The organism is Pseudomonas sp. ITEM 17296 (assembly GCF_028895205.1).
GTDB classification, from domain to species: Bacteria; Pseudomonadota; Gammaproteobacteria; order Pseudomonadales; family Pseudomonadaceae; genus Aquipseudomonas; species Aquipseudomonas kermanshahensis.
Genome location: NZ_WJRS01000014.1, coordinates 24,321 through 48,994, shown reverse-complemented (window position 1 = coordinate 48,994; position 24,674 = coordinate 24,321). Strand labels below are relative to the sequence as shown.

Sequence of the window (24,674 nt, the reverse complement as noted above, 5' to 3'; positions counted from 1 at the left end):
AAGAGGCCGGCGCATGCCAAACGTAATGAGCATGGCAGCACCGGCCTCTTCGCAGCACAAGGCTGCTCCCACAGACTGGGCAGTACTTAGCCTTTACGGGTTGTGCGGCTCAGTTGCCCATCCACCCCCACCGGCACCTCACCCGCCAACGTCACCCGCCGAACCACACGCGGCTGGGTGCCATAGTCATCCACCGCATAATGCTGTGTCGCGCGGTTATCCCAGATCGCCACATCCCCCGCTTGCCAGCGCCAGCGCACGGTATTTTCCAAGCGCGTGACATGCCCCTGCAGCACGGCAAACAGGTGCTGCGAATCGGCCAGCGAATAGCCCTTGATGCGCTTCACGAAGTGCCCCAACTGCAGCGCCCGCTCACCGCTGACCGGGTGCACGCGCACGACCGGATGCTCGGTCTCGTACACCGTCGAGGTGAACACCTGGCGATAACGCTCCAGCTTGGCCGGGTCGACGTCAGGCTTGAGGGACGCGTAGTCGTATTCGTTGCTGTGCACCGCCCACAACTTGTCGGCCAGCTCGCGCAGTGGCTCGGGCAGCTCCTGGTACGCCGCTGCGGTGTTGGCCCACACGGTATCCCCACCAGACGCCGGCGCCACCACGCTGCGCAGGATGGACGCCTTAGGGTAGGCATCGACGAAGGTCACGTCTGTGTGCCAGGAGTTGGCCCGCTGGCCTTCGGCACCATCGAGCTGGAGCAGGTAGCTGGTGCCATCGACCACCGGCACGGTGGGGTGGGCGACCGGTTCGCCCAGCAACTTGGCGAAGCCTTCCTGGCTCTGGTCGTCCAGGTGGGTCTGGCCACGGAAGAAGATCACTTTGTGCTCGACCAAGGCCGCCTGTATGGCATCGATCGTGGCGGCATCCAGGTCGGCAGACAGCTTCAACCCGCGGATCTCGGCGCCGATACGGCCGGCAACCGGGTGGATGTCGAGTTCAAGGGCGAGTGGCGCGGTGGCCAGGGCGGCATTGCTCATGGTCGTGGTCCTTGCGGTAATTGTCGGTTCAAAGGGTTAGCGGGCGGCCTGGACGGCCTGTTGCTGTTGCAGTGCGGTGTCGAGAAAGCGTGGTTCGACCCAGTCGGCAACCTGGAAGCCACGGCGGATCAGGCGCTCTTTGGCGGCCAGGTCGACGCCCTGCTGCAGTTGGGCCAGAAAATCAGCGTCCAGGCGTGGGTCGAAGTAATGCGCGAGGTTTTCCTTGGCCAAGTCATCGCTGAGGATGCTGCGCGGCCAGCTGGCGTTGTTTGCCACCAGGTCGACATAGGCGTCGCGGTTGTGTTCGTCACGCAGCCACGCGGTAGCCTGCTCCTGGGCATTGACCAGGCGCTGCACCAGGTCTGGGTGCTGGCGGATGAATTCGCCGGTACCCAGCAAGACCGCCTGGGTGCTGCCGGCGCCTTGCAGGTCGCGGGAATTGACGGGCAGCTCGACCAGCCCACGTTCACGCAGCGCCAGCAGGTTCGACAGGCCCCAGGTGGCATCGATCTGCTTGGCGGCGATTGCGGCGTTGGCAGCGTTGAAGTCGAGGTTGATCACCTTCAGGTCACGCTCGGACAGCCCCTGGCTGGCCAGCGCGCTGGCGAACGACAGCTGGTTGGCAGTGCCGCGGAACACCGCCACACGCTTGCCCTTGAGGTCGTGCAGGGTCTTGATGCCAGACCCCGGCACCACCCCCAGGTAGCTTTTCACCCCGCGCACGCCGGCCGACAGCACGCGGGTATCCAGGCCATTGGCCTTGCCGACGATCGCAGCCAGGTCCCCGAGGTAGGCAAAGTCGGCTTGGCCATTGGCCAGGGCCTCGTTCACCACCGGCCCTGCGCCCTTGAAGAAGTGCCAATCGATGCGGATGCCGTCCTTGGCAAATTCCTTCTCCAGCAATTGCTGGTCGCGCAGCACATCGACCACGCCCCCGGCGCTGTGTTTGCTGCCAGCGCTCAAGTCGGGCACGGCGATGCGGATGCTCGCTGGCTGGGCTGACTCGGCAGCGTGGGCGTTGAGGGTGAAGACCAGCCCAAGGGCGGTGATCAGGTGGCGTAGTGGGGTTTTCATGGCAAGGCTCCTTGGCAGGCTGCCACCGACGAAGGCCGGCGCTTTGGCCAGAAGCTAGGCAGGTCTGGTTAGAACCTACAAAGATCAAAACTTCATTTTTTAGTAACCAGAAGGCATAAATCAGGCGTTATGCGGGCCTGAGGGGGGCTTGCGGGGAACGCATGGAAAATATGAGGAAAACGCAACGGTAAGGGGTTTGCGCATGCAAGGGTTGCATGCTCTTATCTCTTGAGATGCGCACTTATGAATTTTTAATTCCATTAGTGCATAAGATAACAACGCTTCGTTCGAGAGATGCCGATGAATGGAATTCTGAACAGGAGTTGGGGGTGGCTTCGGGGGCCGCTTCGTGGCCCTTTCGCGACGCAAGGCCGCTCCTACCAGAGGGCTGCGTACCTTTCTTGGGTATTGCCGGTGTTGATCGCGGTGTTGTGGGTGGTCGCCAGCCAGCAACATTGGATGAGCGAGCAGATTTTGCCGGCGCCTTCGCGGGTGTGGGAAAGCGCGCTGGAGTTTGGCTCTGGGGAGCTTTGGGGGCACCTGTGGATAAGTGTGCAGCGGCTGTTCTGGGGCTTGGCGGTCGGGATTGTCAGCGGGTTGCTGCTGGGCACCTGGCTGGGGTCGTCGCGGCGGGCACAGACGCTGGTGCTGCCCACCTTCGTCGCGCTGGCGCAAATTCCCACCCTGGCCTGGATTCCGCTGTTCATGCTGTTTTTCGGCATCGGCGAGTTGCTGAAGCTGGTGGTGCTGGTCAAAGCCGTGGTGGTGCCGGTCACCCTGCACACCCTGGTCGGCGTGCGCGATGCCCAACCCAAACTGCGTGAAGCTGCAGCGGCGTTGCGCTTGCCACGTCACCTGTTGTTCCTGCGGCTGCTGTTGCCCGCCGCCCTGCCCGCCTTCCTCATGGGCGTACGCCTGGCCCTGGCCACCGGCTGGACGTCGTTGCTGGCCGTGGAGCTGCTGGCCTCCAGCGAGGGCATCGGCTACCTGATGGTGTGGGGCCGGCAGTTGTTCATGCTCGACCTGGTGCTGCTCTGCATCCTGGTGATCGGCCTGGTTGGGGCGCTCATGGAGCAAGGCTTCTCGCGCCTGGAGAAACGCCTACTGTTCTGGCCGCAACCCGCAACCGGCGAGCAGCAGCGCGGCCCGATCCCAAAAGGTTGGCAAAGCCTGCTGCTGCCGATTGCACTGCTGGCACTGTGGCAGGTCACCAGCAACGTTGGCTGGGTCGACCAGAACATCCTCACGTCACCGCTGGGCGTGCTGCACACCCTGTTCAGCGGGCTGGCGGACGGCACGCTGCCACAGGCGTTGCTGCTGAGCCTGCAACGCACCTTGACCGGCCTGGTGCTGGGCGGTGGCGCGGGTTTGCTGGTTGGCCTGCTGCTGGGGCTTTCGCACCGCGCCGAGCGCGTGTTCGGCCCGAGCCTGACGGCCGTGCGCCAAGTGGCGCTGTTTGCCTGGGTGCCTCTGCTTACGGCCTGGTTCGGCCTGGGCGAAGGCGCCAAGACTGTGTTCGTGGCCCTGGCGGCGTTCTTCCCGTTGCTGATCGCCACCCAGCGCGGTATCGCCGGGCTGTCGCCTCAGCTGGGCGAGGCCGCCCGCACCTTGCGCCTGAGCCTGTGGCAACGCTTGCGCCGGTTGGTGCTGCCCGGCGCTGCCCCGGCGATTTTCGCTGGCCTGCGCCTGTCGCTGATCTACGCCTGGCTGGGCACCATCGGCGCCGAATACTTCATGCCTTCTGACGGCGGCATCGCCAGCCTGATGATCGGCGCCCAACAGCTGTTCCGCATGGACCAGGTGATAGCCGCCATGGTCCTGATCGGCCTGGTCGGCGCCCTGCTCGGCACCCTCGGACAACGCCTCGAATCGCGCGCCACGCGCTGGAGAACCGCATGAATGCCTTCAACACCTCGCACCTGCCTGCGGCCAATCAACCCGACGTTACCCCGCCATTGGTCAGCTTCGAGGGGGTCGGTAAGGTATTCCGCGTCGATGGCCAACCGTTGGAGGCCATTCACGATTTCAACCTGTCGATCAACGAAGGCGAATTCATCGCCATCGTCGGTGCGTCTGGCTGTGGCAAATCTACCCTGCTGCGCCTGCTGGTGGGGCTCGACACCGACTACAGCGGCAGCATCCTCGTCGACGGGCGCGCGGTCAGTGGCATCGGCGGCGAACGCGGCATCGTGTTTCAGGAACACCGCCTGTTCCCCTGGCTGACGGTAGAGCAGAACATCGCCCTGGGGCTGGTCAACGAACAGCTGACCCAGGGTGAGCGCGCCCGGCGCGTGCATGAATTTGTGCTGCTGGTCGGCCTTAGCGGGTTCGAGTCTGCTTACCCGCACCAGCTTTCCGGCGGCATGGCCCAGCGCGTGGCAATCGCCCGCGGGCTGGTGGCAAGCCCACGGATCCTGTTGCTTGACGAGCCCTTCGGCGCGCTCGATGCGCTGACCCGCCAGCAACTGCAGGATGAGCTGCTGGCCATTCGGGAACGAGCCGGCATCACCACCCTGCTGGTGACCCACGACGCCGAAGAGGCCACCTACCTGGCCGACCGGGTGGTCGTGCTAGAACCGCGCCCGGGGCGGATCAAGTCGGTGGTCGAAATCGACCTGCCACACCCGCGCCTGCGCACAGGCGTGGCGCTGCATGGGCTGCGCGAGAAGGTGCTGCACCAGATCACCGGTGCCGGCGGTTACCTGCCACCCGTGGTTCGCCGGGTGGAAGGGCTGCGGCCCGAGCTGATCGCACTCTGATGGCCTGTAGGAGCAGCCTTGTGCTGCGAAGAGGCCGGCGATAACAGCACACGTCTGTGTTGCTGCCACTGGCCTCTTCGCAGCACAAGGCTGCTCCTACAAGCGTTATGCCCAAAGCACGGGTAAAAACAGCTACAGATCAAGGCGATGGACGCAACCGAAACAGATGGGTATCATGCGTGCGCGTTGCACTCGTAGCTCAGCTGGATAGAGTACTGCCCTCCGAAGGCAGGGGTCGTGGGTTCGAATCCCGCCGAGTGCGCCATCTTCGAAAGCCCTGGGATTTTTCCCGGGGCTTTTTCGTTTGTGCGACATGTCGCGTTTCTGGTACTCCCGTACTGCAGAGCATTGGTGTTAGCGTGGGCACCTTCCCGTTTTTCGAACGGGTACCCCCAACAATGACTCGCGAAGGAATGCGCGCGCCCATGTACCTGAAAAAACTCACCGCTACCTCACTGCTGCTGGCCAGCATCGGCCTGTTCAGCGTACCGGCCCAGGCCAACCTCTCCCAGCAACAATCCGCGGCCATCATCAAGGCCTACGACGGCACAGAACTGGCGGACTTCAAACAGTTCATCGGCAAGCTCAACGGCAGCGACCTGGCCAAGGCCGACAACCTCGGCGAGACGCTGAGCGCGTACCTGGCCAACAAGCCGCTGGCCGACGAGCAGCAGAACGAAATCAACCGCCTGCTGGGCCTGTATACCCGTATCAAGTACGGCAAGGCCGCCACCGAGACCCTGCGCGAACTGGTGGCCATCCCCACCTTCAGCGTCGATGGTGTGCCGCAGCACGAGAACCCCGAGTTCCTGAAGATCGCGGACAAGATCAAAGCCCTGGCCGAAGGCTTTGGCCTGACGTTCCGCAATATCGACAACCGGGTCTACGAGATCACCCTGGGCGAAGGCAAAGAGGTGGTCGGCATCCATGCCCACGCCGACGTGGTGCCGGTCAACCCGGACAACTGGAAGCTGGACGATGGCACTCACCTCGACCCCTTCAAGGTCACGCTGGTGGGTGACCGCATGTATGGCCGCGGCACCGAAGACGACAAGAACGGCATCGTCGTGGCGCTGTATGCGCTGAAAGTGGCCAAGGACGAGAAGCTGCCGCTGGCCCGACAACTCAAACTGCTGGTGGACACCACCGAAGAAACCAGCGGTGACGCGATCCCTTACTACTTCGAGCGCAACCCGACGCCCGACTACAACCTGGCGCTGGACGGCGGCTACCCTGTGGTGATCGCCGAGAAAGGCTACGGCACGGTCATGGCCAGCTTCGCCAAGCGCGCCGCCACCGGCAAGGGCGCCGAAATCACCCACCTCACCGGCGGACTGGCCACCAACCAGATCCCGACGACGTCGGTCGCCACCCTGGCCAGCGACAAGCCTGCCGAACTGGCAGCCAGCCTGAACAAGGCCGGTGCCGCGTATGTGAAGGGCAACGGCGGTGATTTCAGCATCGATGCCAAGGTGGTCGGCAAGAACGTGCAGCTCACCGTGAAAGGCGTCTCGGCCCACTCCTCGGAGCCAGAGTCCGGGGTCAACCCGGTGGCGCGCATGCTGGTGTTCATCAATGGCCTAGGCAAGCAGGTGCCACTCAAGCACAACCAGTTCACCGACGCCGCCCGCTATGCCAGCGACAACTGGGGCCTGGACTACCTGGGCAAAAAGCTCGGCGTAGGCTTTGAAGACGCGTTCATGGGGCCGCTGACCGCCTCGCCGACCTTTGTCGGCGTAGACGACAAGGGGCTGAAACTGGCGGTCAACCTGCGTATCCCGAAGGGCAAGGAAATTGCCGTGATCAAGGATGACCTGGCGACCAAGCTGGATAAATGGAAGAGCACCAGCCACGTCCCGGTGGCCTTCGACTACAGCCTCGACGCGCCGATGTACCGCAACCCGGAGGGCGAGTGGGTCAAGGCCCTGCTTGCCGTGGCCAGCGAGAACCTGGGCATGAAGCACGAGTTTGGCACGTCGGCGGGGGCTACCTCGGTGCATGACTTGCCCAACGGCGTGCAGTTCGGCCTGGCCATGCCTGACGTGAAATACACCGGGCACAACGACAACGAGTTCAAGACCGTGGAGCAGTTCATGCTGGATCTGCAGGTAGTGAGCGAGATGGTCGCGCGCATCGGGCAGATGCCGAAGCTGTAGCGCAATCACCTATAGGAGCAGCCTTGTGCTGCGAAGAGGCCGGTAAACCTAGCAGAGTTGCATACTCAGTACCGGCCTCTTCGCAGCGCAAGGCTGCTCCTACAAGGGTGCGTATTACCCGGAAGGCCGGGTTACCGAAGGTCGGTACTCAGGCTAGGCGTGCCAAAGCCTTCCAACGTTGCGTTGGACGCATTCAAGTACTGCGCCCAGAAGTCGTTCAGCGCATCCATGGTCTTGCCAGAGCGGTAGGCATGCTTCACCGCGTCGGTGACCAGCCCAGCGCCAGACACATACACCCGTGCGCCTTGCAGGTCGGCGTACAGCCCCTTGCTCTGCGCAAGCTTCAGCTCGTTGCCAACGTTCAGTTGCTTGATCTGGTTGGCCGCGTAGAAGCTGGTGTAGTCGGAATGCTCAAGCATGTCCGAAATCAGGTACACCACCCGCTCCTGGATACCCTGCTCTTTGCCCATGTCTTCACCGACACGGCGCAGGGTGTTCATGATTTCGCTCTTGGGGATGTCCTGACGCGCCTCGCGCAGGCCCTTCACGAACAGCCCGCCGAAACCGGTCTGAAACGCCTTTTTCTGGGTCGCCAGGCACTGGTCCAGGCCACGCAGCTTGCGCATGTTCACATCGTCGCGAACCTCGCCCTGCAACGGCGTGTCCAGCTCGCCGGCATACACCAGGCGCTGATACTCACCCGGCAGGAACGCCGAGAAGGTATAGAGCCTGACGCGATCGCCCGGCTGCACGAACCGGTCGATCTGGCCCCAGGCGCTGCGCTGCAGGTCTTCTGGCATCGGGATGGTCTGATCGATGATCACCACCAGCTCGCGGCCGGAACCTGCAGGCTTGATGTCTGCCAGGCCATTGCGCGTGTAGCAGCTCTGCAGATCGTTGCGTTCGGCGGCCAGCGCTGCACACGGCAGCGCCAGCGCCAGGATCAGGGCCTTGGCAAGCCTCATGACAGCATGCCCTCCTTCTTCGCCGGGAACAGGCCAAGCGCCTTGAGTGCTTGCTGTTGCTCGCGGATGTCGCGCAGTTGCGCCTCGCTGACATTCAGCGCACGGCTGGCGGCGGCCAGGCTTTCTTCCGGCAGGCCAGTCACATCGTGGAACTCGGAGGCCTTGATAGCGACGGTGGCGACCGGCTCGGCCACTGCAGCAGCAGGGGCTACAGGGGCAACGGCAGGCTGCGGCTCGACCGGCGTCGCTGCGACAGCGACGGCTACAGCCGCGGGTGCTGGTGCCACGGTTTCAATCGGCCGCGCTGGCTTCTCTGGCTGTTCCGATACCTTGTCAGCCTTGTGTTCGACGAAGCTCAAGAAATTGCGGCGGGCGGTGTTTTCCCCATCCAGTGCCGTCAGCACATTGGCATCGGTGTGATCACGGCTGGACAACAAGGTCTGCAAGCGACGCAGCTTGTCATCGGCATGGCTGGCGATGGCCGAACGCTTCTGGTCCATCGCATCGAGCATCTCTTCGGAGGTGGCGTACTTGTGGGTACGCTGCCAGGCGGTGTGCGAGTGCGTACCGGCGAAGAAGTAGCGGCTGGCCAACCACAGGCTGATGCCTTGGATCGCCACGTAGATCAGCGACAGCATCACGTAGGTCGTCAGGCTGGCCTTGCGGATCGCCTGCATCTTGTCGTCGATGGTGGCGTTATCCGCTTCATCGTTGATGGCCTGGGATTCTGCTGGCAGGTCGAACGGCGAGCCTGCGGTGCTGCTTTGCGTGGACGCTTCGGCACGCATGCCGTTGACCATCTCGGTCTCGATGCTGTCCAGGGTGGCCGAACGGATGAGGAAGGCACCAATGGCCATGGCCACCACGAACGCACCGCAGGTGATCAACCAGAAGAACTTGCGCGTGACGTTGGCGTTCACGTCCTTCACACGGGCCAGCAACTGCTCGTAGTCAGGCTTGTCCGAGTCGCTGAAGGAGTCTTCCAGGTTGATGGCTTTGTTGGCTTTCAGCGAGCGCGAGCGCTTGGAAGGCTCTTCACCCTGCCACCAATGGCGGGCGCGAGCGACCAGGCTGTTGTGGTGCACCGCGTGCCCGGCAGCCTCGGCCAGAAACGCCGACGCAACGGCCAGCAGAATCGCCACGAATGCCGTCAGCCAGTGACGGTCATTGGTCGACGCGTCCATGTTCACCCAGCCGGCGACCACATAGGCAAACCCCATGGCCTCGATCACCACCAGCAACAGGACAACCGCCAACACCCACCACGGGCGCGCAGAACGCCCGGCCTCACCGGCCTTGGACAGGTAGTCCAGGTAGGCGCTGTAGGCGTTCGCGTCCTTGGCGTAGAGCTTGAACTTCTTGTTGTACACGTTCGACAGGGTGACTTCGTGGTTGATCCAGCCTTCAGCGTCGACCGAAGCCGGCTTGCGCGACAGGCGCGCGACCGTACCGATCAAGGGGAAGCTGTGCCAGACACGGGTCAGGAAGTAGGAAACCTCTTCCCAATAGTTACGCACGATCACCGCAGTGATCAGCAACGAAAGCAGGCCGGCAGAGAGCAACTGATTGGCGAGAATCAGTGATTTAAGTGCAGCGAGCGAAAAGTCTTCCATTCAGGACGTCCTTGACTGGGGTTATTTGGTAGCCGGGATCGGCTTGTAGGAAGCGACAAACGCGTCACTGCCGGCGGCATAGAACAAGGCACCTTGGCTGACCTCGGCGTTGCCTTTGCTGAATACGATGTCCATGCACGAAATCGATGCCTGGGCATCACTGGCGAAGACCCGGTAGAGCACTTCGCTTTCGCCTTCATAGGTGTTGGCCACGGCCTTCATGGTGCGTGGTTTGTGCTGCGTGGGCTGTTTGTAGTCTTCGACCAACTGCAGAATCGGCTGGCGGTCGACCATGGCGTTCTCACGCAAGATCGATACCGGCGACACGGTCACCAGGTGCCCGTTGACCAGGTTGGCCCAGACCCGGTTGTTGTAACCCGGCAGGTAGTCCTTGGTGGCACGGCGCTGCAAAGGTTGGTCGTTGACCATGCTCAGCACTTCACCGGCATTGCGTGGGCGGTCGGCCTCGCAGCTGGACATCGGCATCTGCGCGGCGTATGCGCTGCTGATCAGCGTGAAGCCACTCTGTTTCGGCTTGATATTCTGCGCCATGGTCCAGCTGTAGTTGGCCACGGGGGTACCGGCGAAATCGACCTGCGGACGCACAGCTGCAACAGCCTTCGCGGTGCTGGTGCTGGTGCTGCTGGTACTGGTGGTTGCGCTGGCGGTACTGCTGGCCGTGGCCGGCGTGCGCTGTGCCGTGGTCGGCTTGCTCGCGGCAGGCTTGCTGCTCGCTTGTGCGGTAGTGGTCGCCTGCCGAGGTTTGGCAGCGGTCGAGGTGCCGTAGTGCAGGTAGCGGGTGTTGCCCGCTTCTGCCTGGGCGCGCATTACCAGGGCCTGTTCGTTGGCCAGCTCGACGATTTCCACACGGCGGTTCTGGCCACGCAGCAACGGGTCGCTGTTATCGGCAATCGGGCGCGATGCCCCGGCGCCTTGGTAATAGATGGCACTGGCCGGGATGCCGGCCTGCAGCATGACCTTGCCCACAGTCTTGGCGCGGCGCTCGGACAGCTTCTGGTTGAAATCGGCATTGCCCACGGCATCGCTGTGGCCAACGATCAACAAGCGACGTGCCTGCGCCTCCTTGGCGGCGGCCTGCTTGTCGGTGGCGGCCGGCTTGGCATACATCTGCGCCAGCTTGGCCACGGCGCGCTGGCCGTTGGGGGTCAGTTGGTCGGAGCCAGTGGCGAACATCCCGGTGTCTTCGATCTGGGTCACCAGGCCCGCCTGTTCAGGGACGGCGGTCACCACCGCAGCCGAGGCAACGGTCAACTTCTCGGTGGTGATCTTCAGGTTCTCTTCCTTGGCGATGCGGTCAAGCTCCTGCAAGCGCGACTGCCAGACATAACCGGCGATGCACCCCAACGTGCCGCCGACTGCAACGCCCGGCAAGATGCCGTCCTTGCCTTTAAGGGCATAACCGGCAGCGCCCCCTGCAACAACCCCGACACCACAGAGCACGGGCATGCCGTAGTCCCTGCCAATGTCTTTAACGCTCTTGGAAATATTGTCGATCTGTTGGCTGCTGCAACCGGCAGCGGTGATGAAGGCGCAACTGAGCGCTGTGAGGCGAAACATGCTTTGCATTGCGGCTCCTTGCCGAAACAGGTCTGGATGATGGCAACTTGACATGCATTGTCACAGATTATCGGGGATTTTGCCCCACCCAGGTAAGCATCTCCAGCGCCGGATACACGGCATGCCGGAGTGCTTGGTACACAATCGATTCAACCATGACGTTTTTCTATCGCCTCCATGCCGTTTCCTGCATTGCCGTGCAGAGCGCCGTATCGGATGCTTTATTTACGTTGAGACAGCGCTTATTCCATCCGCAGAGGCCCGTATGAAGACCGTCAAAGAAATCCTCAAGACCAAGTCGCAACACCAGACCGTTTACACCATAGGCCCTGATGACTCGGTGCTGGAGGCCCTGAAGCTGCTGGCGGATAAGAATATCGGTGCGCTGCCGGTGGTGGAGAACAATCAGGTGGTGGGCATTGTCAGTGAACGCGACTACGCCCGTAAGTTGGTACTGAAAGGCCGCTCGTCAGCGGCTACGCCAGTGCGTGAGATCATGAGCGCCCCGGTGATTACGGTGGACCCGACACAGAGCTTGGCATATTGCATGAACGAGATGACCGATCGGCATTTACGTCACCTGCCGGTGGTCAGCAATGGCGAACTGCTGGGCCTGTTGTCGATTGGCGACCTGGTGAAGGAAACCATCGCCGAACAGGCCAACCTGATCCTGCAACTGGAGCAGTACATCCGCGGCGAGTAAACCGCCTCAGTGGTAAGCGCGCTCCAGTTCGTCCAGTTGGTGGTCGAAGCTGCGCAGGCGCGCCGACCAGGTGTATACCAGCACTTCAAGGTCGCGGTTGAGCACGGCAGTGGTGCCATTGCCCGTGCTCGTCGGCTCGCCCAGGTCGAGCTGATAGCGTTCGCGGGCCATGGCCGCCGCCACGCTGGAGAGGTCCCGTGCGTTGGCCAGCCAGTGGTGGTGGTGATCGTGGATTTCACGGTCGAGCGCCCGGCACTGGCGCTTTAAAGCGTCCAGGCTTTGCTCCAGCGGGGTGCCCTTGAGCTCACCCATGACTTCTTCGAAGGTGCGCCCGGAGTGCCAGTAGCTGCCCCAGAAATAGCGGTCGAATACCGTTTCGACCCGGCGCAGGGCAACCTTGGTGTTCCAGATGGTCAGCAACGTTCGCCCCTGGATCACCTCACGCTTGTTCAGGCGCAACTGTTGCCAGGCGATCCAGGTCAGCGCCACCAGCGCAACCGCCACGGTGACCGCGGCGGCGGCGTAGAGAAACTGCACCGCCTGGTTCATCTGTTGCGTCTGCCTGATGCCATAGAAGTAACTGGCCGTCAGCGTGCCCAGGATCGTCACGGAGCACCAGAACCCTGGTGCGTAGGGATCTTTCATCGCGCTATCCCCTTATTGTTTTCCTGAGCATAGCAACGGCCAATCACTCGTCAGGTGCCGCTCGGCGCTTTATTTTCGAGGGCGGCGCAACGCCTCGTTGAGTTGGTCGAAAGGGACTGCCCAATCAGCATCTTCGTTGATGCTGTCCTTGAGGAAGTTGCGCTGGGCATCGGTCCAGAACGGGGCATCGACCAGCTTGATCTCGTTTTGCAGCGGCGAGTGGCTGGTGATGAATTGATCGATACTCAAAGCATCGTCAGGCAAGCCCAGCTGTTTGAACAGCTCGGCGAATGGATGGATCGGTGCTTCCATGATTCCTCCTAAAAGCCGGTCAGGCCGTCCACGACGCCCGCCCGGCGTTGGCTTGAGAACATCAGCACAGCTCACGCACTTCGGCGTGCGGTACCAGCTTCATGAACTGCTCCATGCTCATGTGGATCAGGTGATCGTGGTCACCCGCCTCCAGGTAGACATCACCTTGCCGGGTAAGGGTCGGGTCGAGCAGCATTTTTATATCGTAGGCATCGCCAAGTGCCGGCACTGCGCCGCGTTCGCAATCGCCGAACAGCGTCGGCAGGCCGCTTTCGCGGGTCAGTTGCCAGGCGCCCGACATGCGCACCTTGCTCATGTCCAGATGCCGGTTGGCCGGTAGCACGGCCAGGATGTAGTTGCCATGCCGGTCATCGAGCACCACCGACTTGGCGACCCGCTCGGCGGGTACACCGGCCGTACGTGCCGACTCCAGGCTGGTGGCTGAATGTGGATGGGGAATGATGTCGTAGTCGCAGTTGGCCTTGTCCAGGCGAGCCTGCAGGGTCTTTGCCATACGCATGATGCACCTCCGGTATTGCGCCCCCAATCTTCAATTTTAGGCCCTGGCCCGGCAGGCATGACTAAACTTGTGTAATAGAGACGAACGAGGTGACGACAGGTGGCCGCTCGCTGGTGGCGCTGGCTGTTGCTGTTGATGCTGCTTGGGCTGGCACCGGGCAGCCAGGCAGCGCCCGGTGCCGTCTGGGTGTTGAGCATCGACGATGCCATCGGCCCGGCCAGTGCCGACTACCTGGTGCGCAGCCTGGACCAGGCCCATGCGCAAGGCGCGCAACTGGTGGTCATCCGCATGGATACCCCTGGCGGCCTGGACAGCGCCATGCGCCAGATGATCAAAGCCATCCTCGCCAGCCCCGTGCCGGTTGCCAGCTTCGTCGCGCCCAGCGGTGCACGGGCCGCTAGCGCTGGCACTTACATCCTTTATGCCAGCCATGTCGCAGCCATGGCCCCCGGAACCAACCTGGGCGCGGCCACCCCGGTGCAGATCGGCGGCCCCCCGGGCATGCCCAAGGACGACAAGGCCAAGCCCAGTGGTGATGAACAAACCCTCGCCCGCAAGCAGGTCAATGACGCTGCTGCCTACATACGCGGCCTGGCGCAGCTGCGCGGGCGCAATGCCGATTGGGCGGAGCAGGCCGTGCGCGAAGCCGTCAGCTTGTCGGCCAGCGAGGCATTGCGGCTGAAGGTGGTCGACCTCGTGGCAACTGACCTGCCCGACCTGCTGCGCCAACTCGACGGCAAAACACTGGACGCTGCCGGCCAGCCGCAGCAGATGCACACCCGCGCAGCCAGCCTGGTCGAACACCTACCGGACTGGCGCACACGCCTGCTGGCCGTCATCACCAACCCCAGCGTGGCGCTGATCCTGATCATGGTCGGCGTGTACGGCCTGCTGTTCGAGTTCATGAGCCCCGGCTCCACCGTGGGCGGCGTGATCGGCGGTATCTGCCTGCTACTGGCGCTGTATGCCCTGCAATTGCTGCCGGTGAGCTACGCCGGGGTGGCGCTGATCCTGCTCGGGCTGGCGTTCATGATTGCCGAGGCGTTCTTGCCCAGCTTTGGCGTGGTCGGCTTTGGCGGCATCGTGGCCTTCGTGGTCGGCGCAGTGATTTTGATGGACACCGACGTGCCTGGGTTCGGCATCCCCTTGCCCTTGATCGCCAGCCTGGCAGTGCTGTCGGCGCTGTTCATCGGTGGCGTGCTGGGCATGGCCCTGAAAGCGCGCAAGCGCGCCCTGGTCAGCGGCGATGCCGGCTTGGTCGGCAGCCTGGTCACGGTTACCCAGGTGCTGGCAGACAACCCGTTCTGCGGTTCGGTGCAGGCGCAGGGCGAACAGTGGCAGGTTCAGTGCGCGACGCCACTGCAGCCTGGCCAACACGTGCGAGTCACGGCGCGCCGTGGCGTGATGCTGGAGGTCAGCGCTGCTGCACCTGCGGCCCAAGGAGAATGACGATGTTCATGCAATTGGGTTTCGGCGCCCTGCTGATGCTGCTGGGCGTGTTGTTGCTGTCGGCGTTCCGGATCTTGCGCGAGTACGAGCGCGGCGTGGTGTTCCAGCTGGGGCGGTTCTGGCAGGTGAAAGGGCCGGGGTTGATCCTGCTGATCCCGGTCATCCAGCAGATGGTTCGGGTCGATCTGCGCACGGTCGTGCTGGATGTACCGCCGCAGGACGTGATCACCCGCGACAACGTCTCGGTCAAGGTCAATGCCGTGCTGTACTTTCGCGTGCTCGACCCACAAAAAGCGATCATTCAGGTCGAAGACTTTCTCGTCGCTACCAGCCAGCTGGCCCAGACCACCTTACGCGCCGTGCTTGGCAAGCATGAGCTGGACGAGCTGTTGGCCGAGCGCGAGCAACTGAATGCCGATATCCGCCAGGTGCTGGACGCGCAAACCGATGCCTGGGGCATCAAAGTGGCCAATGTCGAGATCAAGCACGTCGACCTCAACGAATCGATGGTGCGTGCCATCGCGCGCCAGGCCGAGGCTGAACGTGAGCGACGGGCCAAGGTGATCCATGCCGAAGGGGAGTTGCAGGCGTCCGAAAAACTGATGCAGGCGGCGCAGATGCTCAGCAAGGAGCCAGGGGCGATGCAGTTGCGCTACATGCAGACGCTGGGGGCGATAGCCGGGGACAAGAGCTCGACCATCGTCTTTCCACTGCCGCTGGATTTGCTCAAGGGCTTTGTGGAAAAGCCGAAATAACCGGGGGCGCTTGTGCGCCCCCGATGGCCTGTCAGATAGGCGCGCGACGCAGGGTCGCGAGGAAGGTTGCCGCGCCGATGAACAACCCGGCAAAGGTGCGGTTCAGCCGCTTCTGCTGTTTGGGTGTACGCAGCAGGCGCAGCACCCGCGAAGCCAGGCCGGTGTAGCCCGCCATCACCAGCATGTCGACGGTGATCATGGTGACGGTGATGGCCACGTACTGCGGCAGCAGGGCCTCATGTGGGTTGATGAACTGCGGCAGCACCGCCAGCATGAACACCAGTGCCTTAGGGTTGCTGACGTTGACCAGAAAACCACGGAACACCAGGCTCAGCGGTTTGCCGATCGGGCGCACGGCAGACTCTTCGCTCATGTCCATCGGCAGCGCGCGCCATTGCTTGTAGGCCAGGTAGACCAGGTAGGCAACGCCAAACCACTTGATCACCGTAAAGGCGGTGGCGGAAGCGGCGAGGATGGCGCCGACGCCGGCGGCGATGATGGCGATCTGTACGATCAGGCCAATCTGCAGGCCTAGCGCGTTCCAGTAACCGCGCCAGAAACCGTACTGCAGGCCGCTGGACATCGAGGCAATCGCCCCGGCCCCCGGTGAAAGGCTGATCACCCAACACGCGGCAAAGAAGCCCAACCACACTTCCATCGACATCACACACCTCGCTCAAACATATGTTGCAAAACGTTAAGCTAAGATGTTGGCGAAAAAATAACCAGCGGATTTTGCAGATTTGTTTAGGGTTTGGGGTTTTGGGTGCAGTTGAGATCGAGCGCCGCCCGCGCGGCGCTTCGCAGCACAAGGCTGCTCCTACACGGGCCAGTTATTCCTGTGGCATGGGCGCGAGCCCCCTTTGCGCCTGACACGAACAGATGTAGGAGCAGCCTTGTGCTGCGAAACGCCGCGCAAGCGGCGCTCGATCTCACAAGCGCTAAAAGGCTCCCGCCCTACGCCCCAAAGACCTCAGCCTCAGGACAGCGCCTCAAGCTCGGTCTGCATGCTTTCCAACGTTTCCAGCGCTTCCATCCAGGCTTCTTCAAGCTCGCCTTCGCGCTGCTTGAGTTTGCTCTGACGGGCCAGCACATCGCGCAGTTCATCCTTGCGCGCCGCCTCGTACAGGCCACTGTCGCCCAACGCTGTTTCGATCTCAGCCAGTTGCGCATGCACCTGGTTAAGCTCGGCTTCCAGCTTGTCGGCCGCCTTTTTGTGCGGTGCCAGTTGCTGACGCAAGGCCGCTGCAGCCTGGCGCTGAGCTTTCTTGTCGGTCTTGTCCGGGTTGGCCGGGCTGTTGCTGACCGGCGCGTTGCGCTGACGGTACTCGACCAGCCAGCGGCTGTAGTCTTCCAGGTCGCCATCGAACGTATCGACCTTGCCGTCAGCCACCAGCAGGAAATCGTCGGTGGTGCTTTTGAGCAGGTGACGGTCGTGGGAAACCACCACCACAGCACCGGCGAACTCCTGCAAGGCCATGGTCAGCGCCAGGCGCATTTCCAGGTCCAGGTGGTTGGTCGGTTCGTCGAGCAGCAACAGGTTCGGCCGTTCCCAGGCGATCAGCGCCAGGGCAAGGCGGGCCTTTTCACCACCGGAGAAATTCACCACCGGCTCGTCGACACGGTCACCGTGGAAATCGAAGCCGCCGAGGAAGTCGCGCAGCGTCTGCTCACGCTCGGTCGGGGCAATCCGCTGCAGGTGCAACAGCGGGCTGGCCTTGTCGTCGAGGGAGTCGAGCTGGTGCTGGGCGAAGTAGCCCACCGCCAGGTTCTCGCCACGTACCAGGCGCCCGGACAGCGGCTCCAGCTCGCCGGCAAGGTTCTTGATCAGGGTCGACTTGCCCGCGCCGTTGGGGCCGAGCAGGCCGATACGCGCACCCGGCACCAGCTGCAGCTTGACCTTCTCCAGGATGGCCTTGTCGCCATAACCCAGGCGGCCTTCGGACATGTCCAGCAGTGGGCTGGAGATTTTCTGCGATTCGCGGAAGACGAAGTCGAACGGCGAATCGACATGCGCCGCCGACAACTCTTCCATGCGCTCCAGGGCCTTGATCCGGCTCTGGGCCTGGCGGGCCTTGGTGGCCTGTGCCTTGAAGCGGGCGATGTACTTTTCCATGTGCGCACGCTGGGCCTGCTGCTTCTCGTAGGCTTGCTGCTGCTGCGCCAGGCGCTCGGCACGGGTGCGCTCGAAGGCGGTGTAGCCGCCCTTGTACAGGTTCAGCTTGCGCTGCTCGACGTGCACCACGTGGTCGACCACGGCATCGAGGAAATCGCGGTCGTGGGAAATCAGCAACAGGGTGCCGGGGTAGCCCTTGAGCCAGTCTTCCAGCCAGAGGATGGCATCCAGGTCCAGGTGGTTGGTGGGCTCGTCGAGCAGCAGCAGGTCGGACGGGCACATCAGTGCCTGTGCCAGGTTCAGGCGCATCCGCCAGCCACCGGAGAAGTCACCGACGCGGCGGTCCATCTGTTCGTTGGTGAAGCCAAGGCCGGCCAGCAATTTGCGTGCTCGGGCATCGGCGGTATAGCCATCGGCACTTTCCAGCTCGCTGTGCAGGCGCGCCAAGGCCGTACCGTCGTGCGCCGTTTCGGCGATGGCAAGCTCGGCCTGCACCTTGCGCAGGCGCACGTCGCCATCGAGCACATAGTCCACCGCGAGGCGATCGAGGGTGTCGACCTCCTGGCGCATGTGGGCGATGCGCCAGTCGCCGGGCAGTTGGCAATCGCCGGAATCGGGCGAAAGCTCACCGCGCAGCAAGGCGAACAGGCTGGATTTTCCGGCGCCGTTGGCACCGATCAAACCGGCCTTGTGGCCGGCGTGCAAGGTCATCTCGGCGCCTTCTAGCAAGCGCTGCGGACCACGCTGTAAAGTGAGGTTGGATAGTCTGATCATGATGGTCGCGGAGTCTACCAGCTTCCTCGGCCCGTAGCGTGAGTGGAATCATGTACACCGACCTGTGGAATCACGCCCTGGCCTTGTATGCCAGGGCCGGCGTGGAAGAGGCCTGCCTTGACGTGCAAGCGTTGGGCGGTGACGTTTGCCTGTTGCTCTGCGGCACCTGGCTGCAAGCACGCGGCGTGGCCGCGACAGGTCAGCGCGCACAAGCCCTGCGCGACATTGCCGAACCTTGGCAGCGTGAGGTGGTGACGCCATTGCGTAACCTGCGCCAGCAATGGCGCACGGCAGCGCACAACGATGCGCAGTTGGCAGCGTTGCGTGAGCAAGTAAAGGGGTTGGAATTGCAGGCCGAGAAGGCCTTGCTGGAACGCCTGCAGGCGTGCTCGCAACAGTGGCCCGCGGACTCGCACGAGCCCACGGACGACTGGCTGGCCCGGCTAGCGCCGGACCAGGCCCAAGATCACCGCGCGCTGCATCAATTGCGCGTCGCGGCGGCAGGGCTTCAGGATGCCGAAGACGGCGCCTGAGCCGGGGTGCTGGCGGGTGCCGACGGTGCTGCGGCCGGGCTGGCCGAGTTGGTCGCGGCGGCAGGCGCACTGGTGGCAGCCGTGGCGGGCTTGGTTTCGGCTGGCTTGCTCGCGGCTGGTTTGGCAGCAGCCGGTTTTGCAGCAGCTTTCACCGCCGGTTTTGCAGCCGGTTTGGCGGCAGTACGCGCGGGTGCTTTAGCGGCAGCCGCGGGCTTGGCAGCAGGCTTGGCCGCAGGTTTTGCAGCTGCAGGTTTGGCCGGGGCTTTGGCCGCTGCAGGTTTGGCTGCCGGTTTAGCAGCGGCGGCCTTGGCTGGCGCCTTGGCAGCAGCTGGCTTGGCTGCGGGTTTTGCAGCTGCAGCCTTGGCCGGTGCTTTGGCAGCGACGGCTTTAGCGGCTGGCTTGGCCGCAGGTTTGGCGGCGGCGGTTTTGGTTGGTGCCTTGGCGGCAGCGGCTTTTGCTGGCGCTTTGGCCGGCGCTTTGGTGGCAGCGGCTTTGGCGGCTGGCTTGGCGGCAGCAGCTCTGGCCGGCGCCTTGGCTGCAGGTGCTTTGGCGGCAGGTTTGGCGGCCGTGGCGCGTGCTGCTGGCTTGCTAACAGCCTTGGCCGGTGCTTTAGCAGCAGCTGGTTTTGCAGCCTTGGCAGCGACGGCGCGCTGGTCCAGTGCCTTGCTGGCGGCTTCACGCACCTTGCCCACACCTTGGGCCAGCTTCAGGCTGTCCTGGGCATCACGCTTGAGCTGTTGGATGTAGGTACGGGTCTGGGTCTGGCGGTCCTTGAGCGAGTCGAGCAACCCTTCAAGTTCACCGATAGCTTTTTGTGCCTTGGTCTGCGCCTTGGCTTTACCTGCCTTGGCCGCATCCTGCAGTTTCAGGCGACCGTTGTGCAGTTTCTCTTGTGCCTTGCCACGTTGCTTTTCCAACTTGGCCAGCAGTTTTTCCGCATCAGCCAGCGCTCGCGAGCAGGCATCTTCCAAATGTTCGAGCAGGCTGCCCGAAAGTTGCTGGAGCAGGTGCAACGGCGTACTTACTGGCTTCTTTTTGGCCGACATGGTTTACCTCCTGGCTGACGAGATTGCGGCTCATACTATGCTTCTGCTGCTACCGCCGCTAGGGCATGTTGACAGTAATATTTACGCCGCGTTGCATGCCTGGGCAAAGTTGTTATCTTGCAGCTCCGTGAAAGTGTAGTTGCTGAATTAAGCGTTGCTCATATTTGGCAGATACAGGCCAACCCCGATGTTGGCTGCCACGGCCCGCTCATTGCGCAGGAACTGTCCATGCCGCGTTTTCTTGTTTTAGGTTTGTGCCTGGTGGCGCCCTTTGCCCTGGCCAATGCAGACGACCACGACCTGGCCTACAGCCTGGGAGCCAGCCTGGGCGAACGGCTGCGCGAAGAGATGCCGGGGCTGCAACTGGACGCCCTGGTCGAAGGCCTGCGCCAGTCTTATCAAGGGCAACCGCTCAAGCTCGACAAGGCACGCATGCAGGCTGTGTTGCAGCAGCATGAAGCGCAAGCCGACAACGCCGCGGAGCAGGCTCAGGCAGAAAAACTCAAGGCGGTGGAAACACGCTTCATGGCCAACGAGCGGGCACGTGCTGGTGTGCATGAACTGCCCGAAGGCGTGCTTTACAGCGAACTGCAAAGCGGCGCCGGCGCGCAGCCGAAAGCGGGTGGCAAGGTGCAGGTACGCTACGTGGGCAGGTTGCCGGATGGCTCGGTGTTCGACCAAAACCAACAGCCACAGTGGTTCAGCCTGGATTCGGTGATCGAAGGGTGGCGGGTGGCGTTGCCTCGGATGCATGCAGGCGCGAAATGGCGCCTGGTGATTCCGTCGGCGCAAGCCTACGGTGCCGAGGGCGCGGGTGACCTGATCGCGCCCTATACCCCCTTGGTATTCGAGATCGAACTGCTGGCGGTTGGCGACTGACGCCACGCCTCAGGCTTCGACCGTGCCCTCTTCCTTGTGCGCGTTGTGCAACACCTCGATCAGGCAATCCTCCAGCTCGAAGCGCTCGTGCAGCAGGCCGCCCAGCTTGGCCAGTTTTTCGGCGAAGCGCTCGGGGTCTGTGCACTCGCCCTTCTCGCAATGGTCATTGAATGCCAGCGCGATCTGGGTGCTGTCATCGATGCGCGGGTTGATCTGCGTGGCCAGTTCAAGGCCGCGAGTGTCGCCGAAGGCCTTGGCTTCACTGACCAGCTGTTCGCTGACTTCGAAATGCCAAGCCGAGACATAATCGACCAGCACCGCGCAAAAATCGCGGTTCTTGTCCTTGTCGGCGAAGGCTGGCTTGGCGTCGCGCAACGCGCGGAAAGCCTGCACCAGTTCATGGCGCTCCTCCAGCCAACGGTCGATCAGCTTGTGAACCCCACCCCAGCGTTCCTGGGCGTTCTGACAACTATCGAGCATGGCGATCTCTTCCCTTCTGGGTAGATGCCGCTGCACCTCGCACCACGACCGCGCAGCACAAAGGTGACATCAGCAGGACGGCATCGAGCAGTTGTATTTTCGGTATGCGTGCTGGGAGATTATTCCCGCGCGTGCTGACCATCAAGGTACGCAGCAGACAAAGTTCATACAAGTGTTTAATACCCCGTTACAACACCATTGGTCGCGATAGCGTCCCAGGCTTGCGCCAGGTCAATCGCCCGCCAGGGTGCGGAAACGATACGCCAGCAGGCGGCTCAAGGGCAGCGCGCCCAGTAGCAGGAATGCCAGCAGGCTCCATTCAGGCAGTGTCAGGTCAACAAAGCTCCAGGTCAGCGCGTTGCAATCCGGGCCACCCAGCAGCAATTGCCGCGCAGCTTCACGCCAGGATTGCTCGAACACATCCCAGATCGGAGCCGGGCACACGTGAACTGCCCCACCCGCCCCTTGCAGCCAGACATGCCGTGCCGCCAGCAACGCCCCCGCCGCCGAGCAGGCCAACAGTGCTTGCGAGTAACGGCGGATACCCGACCTGCCCGGTGCCTGCAGCACTGCGCACAGGCAAAGCAGCCCATACAGGCCCAGTAACAAACGTTGGCTGAAGCACAACGGGCACGGCACCAGCCCCAGGGCACTTTCCAGGTGAAATGACCCGGCCAGCACAGCCAACGCGGCAAGGCAGGCAGGAAAGAAAAAAGTGCGTAAACGGGCCGGCAGCATGGGCGATGGAGGTCCCGGGGAATGAAGTGGCTTGAAACGGTAGAGGAAGTAACCGCTGTGTTTCAAGGCACTACAGGGACGACAAGTCGCTGAATAGCAAAGGAAGTTTCCTGCCTGGCAGTAGGAAACGTCTTAAGAAATGGACTGCAGAACTAACTTATATCGCCGGACAAGTTACCCGCCCCCTTAGCCCGCACGCTGGCGCGAACTAAGGGGTAACCCAGGTAAAACGATTAGGCGTAACTCAGGCGCGCACTGCTTCTGGCAACGGCAGCGCCAGCAAGCGCTCATCCAGCAAGCCGAGGCCTTCCTGGAACAGCTGGTTGCTGCGCTCGGTCTCGCCAAGGCCGGCGAGCAAGCGGGCCAATTCGGCACAGGTTTCCGGGTTGCGCTCCATCTGCAAGCTGCTTTCCAGATAGTCCCGCGCCTTGCCCCACAGGCGGTTTTGCAAGCTCAGGCGGCCGAGGGTCAGCAGCAGGCTTGGGTCCTGTGGATGCGCCTTCAGCCAGCCTTCGGCTGTTTGCAACTGGCGCGCCGGGTCATCACCGCGTACTAGGCCATACAAGCGAGCCAGGTGGCTTTCGTACTCACGCTTGAGGGCCGTGCGCAGCACGTGCTCGGCTTCGCCCTGGGCGCCGACCTGGCGCAACTGCTCGGCGTAGGCCAGCACCAGCTGTGGCTCCTGGCGCTGGGCGGCAGTCAGTTGCTGCCAGGCACGTTCCAGGGCCTGACGCGCACTTTGCGCATCCTCGCCGCGGGTTGTCGCCAGGCTCAGGTTCTGGCCCCACGCACGCTTTTCAAGCTCGGCGAGCTCAGCCGCTGGCAGCACCTTGCCCTTGCGCAGGTCAGGCAGCAGGCGAATCAGCGCCGACCAATCGCCACGTTCCAGGTACAGGCGCTGCAGCAGGCGCAGCACCTGGGTGTTATGCGGGTGCCGCGCCTGCATCGCCAACAGGGTTTCCAGCGCACCGTCCGTGTCGCCACGGTCCATCTGCAACTGGGCATGGGTCAGGGCAATGGCCAGTTCCGCCTGCGGCTGACGCTCCAGGGCGCGCTCAAGCAGGTTGTCGCTGTCTTCCTTGCGGCCTTGCTCGTTGGCGGCGCGGGCGGCGCCGAGGTAGTACAGCAAGGGCTGGCGCTCAGCTTCGGCGGCGCGGTGCAGGTGGCGCTGGGCACTGGCCCAGCGCCCCTCGGCGAGGTCCAACTGGCCTTGCTCGATGGAAAGACGGATGCGCCGGCTGCGGTTACGACGCGACCACGGGTTGACCACGCCGCTGGAGGTCAGCACCAGGCCAACCAGGTAGCGCAGCAACCCGAGCAGGGCGATCACGGCCACAAGCCCGGCCAGCGCCGCCCAAAGCCCCGACTGGTAGCGGAAGCTGCCATAGGCGATCAAGACGTAGCCACTGTGCTTGGCCACCGCAATGCCCAGCGCGGCGGCGATCACGATCGCCAGTACGGCCAGCAGGTAGACCCGCTTCATGGCTTGCCCCCTTCACCCTCGGCCGGCAGGTGGCGGCGCTGGATGTAGGCTTGCACCGAGGCCAGGCTCTCGCTCAGGTCAGGGGTGACCACAGACACCGGTTGCTCGGCCAAGGCGTTGAGGCTGTCGAGCATGGCCTTGCTTTGTGGGTTGTCGGCATTGAAGTTGGCCAGCAGTACGCTGCGCGCATCATCCAGTGCCTGGGTGTAGACCTTGGCCTCGCCATTGAGCGCGGCCCACTGGGCTTGCTCGATGGTCAGGCTCAGGGCCAGGCGCAGCTGGTTGAGCGACTGCCCGGCCAGCAGCGGCCGCACGTTGTCATCGGCGTTGAAGTCGATCTGGAAATACTTCGAGATTTCCGCCCACCACTGCGACCAGCGACTGGCGCCATCGCCGTCGGAGGTCAGCGCACCGAGCGCATCGGCATTGCTCTCGAACTCAGGCGACTGGGCGCTGAGTTGTTGCACCAGCTCGCGCTGTGCAGCCAGTTTGAGGAACAGGCCCGTGCGGTCTGGCTGCTGCGTGCTGTTGAGGGTTGCCAGGCTGCGCGCCAACTGCTCGCGGGCGGCGAAGGCACCGGGGTCGCTCTGCTCGCGAAGGATTTCGTCGGCACCTTCGACCAGGGCCTTGGCGCTGGTGATGTCCTGCAGCGCCGAGAGGCGCAGGGTAGCCAGGCGCAGCAAGTGTTCGGCCTCTGCCAGGCGCCATTCCTTGCGGCTCTCGCCCAGCACGGTTTCCAGACGCTGGCTGAGGCGTTGCTGATCGCCTTGCAGCTGCGAAACCAGGCGGCGGCGGTCTTCCAGCTCGCTGGCGGCCGGCAAGCTGGCCAGCTGCGCGCTGATCTGCTGTTCACGCTGCTGCAGCGCTTCGGCGCGCTGGTTCAGGGCTTCAAGGTGCTGCCCTTGGTTGAATTCGCTGCCTTGCAGTTGCCGCACCTGCCAGACACCCCAGCCACCTATTGCGACCCCGGCCGCACCCAGCAGCAGCGCCAGCGCTGCCAGACGGGTGGCGGAGCGCTTGGCGGGTGTGGCGGTGACGGGATCCGCCGGCGTCTGGGCCGACGGCTGATCGTTATTGGACAAGACAGTTTCGCTCACGTATCCA

General features: G+C 63.1%; 23 protein-coding genes and 1 tRNA gene. 9 read left to right on the top strand and 15 right to left on the bottom strand.

The window, feature by feature from the left end; genetic code table 11:
• Positions 1-86: 86 nt before the first annotated feature.
• A complete protein-coding gene (locus GIB19_RS16600; protein WP_186681832.1) occupies positions 87-992 on the bottom strand; it encodes a TauD/TfdA dioxygenase family protein in 906 nt (301 codons plus the stop codon).
• A gap of 36 nt (positions 993-1,028) precedes the next feature.
• Complete coding sequence (locus GIB19_RS16595) at positions 1,029-2,066, bottom strand: ABC transporter substrate-binding protein (RefSeq protein WP_265969196.1); 1,038 nt, start codon at positions 2,064-2,066, stop codon at positions 1,029-1,031.
• A 300-nt stretch (positions 2,067-2,366) separates the two neighbouring features.
• On the opposite strand from GIB19_RS16595, the gene GIB19_RS16590 reads away from it, so the two are divergent.
• The 4 genes from GIB19_RS16590 to GIB19_RS16575 all read left to right on the top strand — a co-directional run bounded on the left by GIB19_RS16590 (position 2,367) and on the right by GIB19_RS16575 (position 6,981).
• Positions 2,367-3,965, top strand: coding sequence for an ABC transporter permease (locus tag GIB19_RS16590; protein WP_274887238.1), 1,599 nt, complete (start codon positions 2,367-2,369; stop codon positions 3,963-3,965).
• On the top strand, positions 3,962-4,825 hold the full coding sequence (locus tag GIB19_RS16585; protein WP_274887236.1) for an ABC transporter ATP-binding protein: 864 nt from the start codon (positions 3,962-3,964) through the stop codon (positions 4,823-4,825). Before GIB19_RS16590 ends, GIB19_RS16585 begins: the two co-directional genes overlap by 4 nt.
• Positions 4,826-5,013: 188 nt before the next feature.
• Positions 5,014-5,090, top strand: a tRNA-Arg gene (locus tag GIB19_RS16580).
• Positions 5,091-5,250: 160 nt separating this feature from the next.
• A complete protein-coding gene (locus GIB19_RS16575; RefSeq protein WP_274887235.1) occupies positions 5,251-6,981 on the top strand; it encodes a dipeptidase in 1,731 nt (576 codons plus the stop codon).
• A 131-nt stretch (positions 6,982-7,112) separates the two neighbouring features.
• Here the strand turns inward: GIB19_RS16575 and GIB19_RS16570 are convergent, their stop codons facing one another.
• Genes GIB19_RS16570 through GIB19_RS16560 form a run of 3 tightly spaced genes read right to left on the bottom strand, consistent with a single transcriptional unit; the run spans position 7,113 to position 11,146 of the window.
• Entirely contained in the window at positions 7,113-7,946 is an 834-nt protein-coding gene (locus tag GIB19_RS16570; protein ID WP_027595145.1) for a hypothetical protein, read from the bottom strand.
• The gene (locus GIB19_RS16565) at positions 7,943-9,559 is read right to left on the bottom strand and encodes a hypothetical protein (RefSeq protein ID WP_274887234.1); all 1,617 of its coding nucleotides are present in this window, start codon (positions 9,557-9,559) and stop codon (positions 7,943-7,945) included. Before GIB19_RS16565 ends, GIB19_RS16570 begins: the two co-directional genes overlap by 4 nt.
• A gap of 21 nt (positions 9,560-9,580) precedes the next feature.
• Positions 9,581-11,146 (bottom strand): OmpA family protein, encoded by a 1,566-nt coding sequence (locus tag GIB19_RS16560; protein WP_274887233.1) that lies wholly within the window; start codon positions 11,144-11,146, stop codon positions 9,581-9,583.
• Positions 11,147-11,402: 256 nt separating this feature from the next.
• On the opposite strand from GIB19_RS16560, the gene GIB19_RS16555 reads away from it, so the two are divergent.
• The gene (locus tag GIB19_RS16555) at positions 11,403-11,840 is read left to right on the top strand and encodes a CBS domain-containing protein (protein ID WP_274887232.1); all 438 of its coding nucleotides are present in this window, start codon (positions 11,403-11,405) and stop codon (positions 11,838-11,840) included.
• A gap of 6 nt (positions 11,841-11,846) precedes the next feature.
• On the opposite strand, the gene GIB19_RS16550 is transcribed toward GIB19_RS16555, so the two are convergent.
• From GIB19_RS16550 to GIB19_RS16540, 3 genes are all read right to left on the bottom strand, one after another.
• Positions 11,847-12,485, bottom strand: a complete 639-nt coding sequence (locus GIB19_RS16550; protein ID WP_027595141.1) for a hypothetical protein — start codon at positions 12,483-12,485, stop codon at positions 11,847-11,849.
• A 69-nt stretch (positions 12,486-12,554) separates the two neighbouring features.
• Positions 12,555-12,797, bottom strand: a complete 243-nt coding sequence (locus GIB19_RS16545) for a DUF2789 domain-containing protein (RefSeq protein ID WP_085273890.1) — start codon at positions 12,795-12,797, stop codon at positions 12,555-12,557.
• 61 nt (positions 12,798-12,858) lie between these two features.
• The gene (locus GIB19_RS16540; protein WP_027595139.1) at positions 12,859-13,317 is read right to left on the bottom strand and encodes an aminoacyl-tRNA deacylase; all 459 of its coding nucleotides are present in this window, start codon (positions 13,315-13,317) and stop codon (positions 12,859-12,861) included.
• Positions 13,318-13,416: 99 nt separating this feature from the next.
• On the opposite strand from GIB19_RS16540, the gene GIB19_RS16535 reads away from it, so the two are divergent.
• Positions 13,417-14,766: an NfeD family protein gene (locus GIB19_RS16535; protein WP_099428046.1), complete on the top strand. Its 1,350-nt coding sequence runs from the start codon at positions 13,417-13,419 to the stop codon at positions 14,764-14,766.
• Positions 14,767-14,768: 2 nt separating this feature from the next.
• Positions 14,769-15,521: a slipin family protein gene (locus tag GIB19_RS16530; protein ID WP_027595137.1), complete on the top strand. Its 753-nt coding sequence runs from the start codon at positions 14,769-14,771 to the stop codon at positions 15,519-15,521.
• A 31-nt stretch (positions 15,522-15,552) separates the two neighbouring features.
• Here GIB19_RS16530 and GIB19_RS16525 read toward each other — a convergent pair whose 3' ends face one another.
• Positions 15,553-16,185, bottom strand: coding sequence for a LysE family transporter (locus tag GIB19_RS16525; RefSeq protein WP_027595136.1), 633 nt, complete (start codon positions 16,183-16,185; stop codon positions 15,553-15,555).
• 315 nt (positions 16,186-16,500) lie between these two features.
• The gene (locus GIB19_RS16520) at positions 16,501-18,411 is read right to left on the bottom strand and encodes an ATP-binding cassette domain-containing protein (RefSeq protein ID WP_274887231.1); all 1,911 of its coding nucleotides are present in this window, start codon (positions 18,409-18,411) and stop codon (positions 16,501-16,503) included.
• A gap of 50 nt (positions 18,412-18,461) precedes the next feature.
• Here GIB19_RS16520 and GIB19_RS16515 point away from each other — a divergent pair, with 50 nt between their 5' ends.
• A complete protein-coding gene (locus GIB19_RS16515) occupies positions 18,462-18,944 on the top strand; it encodes a TIGR02444 family protein (protein WP_274887230.1) in 483 nt (160 codons plus the stop codon).
• On the opposite strand, the gene GIB19_RS16510 is transcribed toward GIB19_RS16515, so the two are convergent.
• Complete coding sequence (locus GIB19_RS16510) at positions 18,920-19,990, bottom strand: AlgP family protein (RefSeq protein ID WP_274887229.1); 1,071 nt, start codon at positions 19,988-19,990, stop codon at positions 18,920-18,922. The genes GIB19_RS16515 and GIB19_RS16510 overlap by 25 nt on opposite strands.
• Positions 19,991-20,218: 228 nt before the next feature.
• Here GIB19_RS16510 and GIB19_RS16505 point away from each other — a divergent pair, with 228 nt between their 5' ends.
• Positions 20,219-20,869 (top strand): FKBP-type peptidyl-prolyl cis-trans isomerase, encoded by a 651-nt coding sequence (locus GIB19_RS16505; protein ID WP_085273895.1) that lies wholly within the window; start codon positions 20,219-20,221, stop codon positions 20,867-20,869.
• 9 nt (positions 20,870-20,878) lie between these two features.
• Here GIB19_RS16505 and GIB19_RS16500 read toward each other — a convergent pair whose 3' ends face one another.
• The 4 genes from GIB19_RS16500 to GIB19_RS16485 form a co-directional block, all read right to left on the bottom strand.
• On the bottom strand, positions 20,879-21,349 hold the full coding sequence (locus GIB19_RS16500) for an Rsd/AlgQ family anti-sigma factor (protein ID WP_027595131.1): 471 nt from the start codon (positions 21,347-21,349) through the stop codon (positions 20,879-20,881).
• A gap of 231 nt (positions 21,350-21,580) precedes the next feature.
• Positions 21,581-22,087 (bottom strand): disulfide bond formation protein B, encoded by a 507-nt coding sequence (locus tag GIB19_RS16495; protein ID WP_274887228.1) that lies wholly within the window; start codon positions 22,085-22,087, stop codon positions 21,581-21,583.
• Between the two features lie 244 nt (positions 22,088-22,331).
• A complete protein-coding gene (locus GIB19_RS16490; RefSeq protein ID WP_027595129.1) occupies positions 22,332-23,570 on the bottom strand; it encodes a heme biosynthesis protein HemY in 1,239 nt (412 codons plus the stop codon).
• Positions 23,567-24,667, bottom strand: coding sequence for a uroporphyrinogen-III C-methyltransferase (locus tag GIB19_RS16485; RefSeq protein ID WP_274887227.1), 1,101 nt, complete (start codon positions 24,665-24,667; stop codon positions 23,567-23,569). The genes GIB19_RS16490 and GIB19_RS16485 overlap by 4 nt, the downstream gene beginning before the upstream one ends.
• Positions 24,668-24,674 lie beyond the last annotated feature (7 nt).

What these genes read in the sequence shown, in the direction of transcription:
- GIB19_RS16515 (WP_274887230.1), top strand. Translation starts at nt 18,462, where the DNA reads ATGTACACCGACCTGTGGAATCACGCCCTGGCCTTGTATGCCAGGGCC.
- GIB19_RS16545 (WP_085273890.1), bottom strand. Translation starts at nt 12,797, where the DNA reads ATGGAAGCACCGATCCATCCATTCGCCGAGCTGTTCAAACAGCTGGGC.
- GIB19_RS16575 (WP_274887235.1), top strand. Translation starts at nt 5,251, where the DNA reads ATGTACCTGAAAAAACTCACCGCTACCTCACTGCTGCTGGCCAGCATC.
- GIB19_RS16565 (WP_274887234.1), bottom strand. Translation starts at nt 9,559, where the DNA reads ATGGAAGACTTTTCGCTCGCTGCACTTAAATCACTGATTCTCGCCAAT.
- GIB19_RS16560 (WP_274887233.1), bottom strand. Translation starts at nt 11,146, where the DNA reads ATGCAAAGCATGTTTCGCCTCACAGCGCTCAGTTGCGCCTTCATCACC.
- GIB19_RS16525 (WP_027595136.1), bottom strand. Translation starts at nt 16,185, where the DNA reads ATGTCGATGGAAGTGTGGTTGGGCTTCTTTGCCGCGTGTTGGGTGATC.
- GIB19_RS16600 (WP_186681832.1), bottom strand. Translation starts at nt 992, where the DNA reads ATGAGCAATGCCGCCCTGGCCACCGCGCCACTCGCCCTTGAACTCGAC.
- GIB19_RS16555 (WP_274887232.1), top strand. Translation starts at nt 11,403, where the DNA reads ATGAAGACCGTCAAAGAAATCCTCAAGACCAAGTCGCAACACCAGACC.
- GIB19_RS16520 (WP_274887231.1), bottom strand. Translation starts at nt 18,411, where the DNA reads ATGATCAGACTATCCAACCTCACTTTACAGCGTGGTCCGCAGCGCTTG.
- GIB19_RS16590 (WP_274887238.1), top strand. Translation starts at nt 2,367, where the DNA reads ATGAATGGAATTCTGAACAGGAGTTGGGGGTGGCTTCGGGGGCCGCTT.
- GIB19_RS16595 (WP_265969196.1), bottom strand. Translation starts at nt 2,066, where the DNA reads ATGAAAACCCCACTACGCCACCTGATCACCGCCCTTGGGCTGGTCTTC.
- GIB19_RS16585 (WP_274887236.1), top strand. Translation starts at nt 3,962, where the DNA reads ATGAATGCCTTCAACACCTCGCACCTGCCTGCGGCCAATCAACCCGAC.
- GIB19_RS16495 (WP_274887228.1), bottom strand. Translation starts at nt 22,087, where the DNA reads ATGCTGCCGGCCCGTTTACGCACTTTTTTCTTTCCTGCCTGCCTTGCC.
- GIB19_RS16500 (WP_027595131.1), bottom strand. Translation starts at nt 21,349, where the DNA reads ATGCTCGATAGTTGTCAGAACGCCCAGGAACGCTGGGGTGGGGTTCAC.
- GIB19_RS16505 (WP_085273895.1), top strand. Translation starts at nt 20,219, where the DNA reads ATGCCGCGTTTTCTTGTTTTAGGTTTGTGCCTGGTGGCGCCCTTTGCC.
- GIB19_RS16550 (WP_027595141.1), bottom strand. Translation starts at nt 12,485, where the DNA reads ATGAAAGATCCCTACGCACCAGGGTTCTGGTGCTCCGTGACGATCCTG.
- GIB19_RS16510 (WP_274887229.1), bottom strand. Translation starts at nt 19,990, where the DNA reads ATGTCGGCCAAAAAGAAGCCAGTAAGTACGCCGTTGCACCTGCTCCAG.
- GIB19_RS16490 (WP_027595129.1), bottom strand. Translation starts at nt 23,570, where the DNA reads ATGAAGCGGGTCTACCTGCTGGCCGTACTGGCGATCGTGATCGCCGCC.
- GIB19_RS16530 (WP_027595137.1), top strand. Translation starts at nt 14,769, where the DNA reads ATGTTCATGCAATTGGGTTTCGGCGCCCTGCTGATGCTGCTGGGCGTG.
- GIB19_RS16570 (WP_027595145.1), bottom strand. Translation starts at nt 7,946, where the DNA reads ATGAGGCTTGCCAAGGCCCTGATCCTGGCGCTGGCGCTGCCGTGTGCA.
- GIB19_RS16540 (WP_027595139.1), bottom strand. Translation starts at nt 13,317, where the DNA reads ATGCGTATGGCAAAGACCCTGCAGGCTCGCCTGGACAAGGCCAACTGC.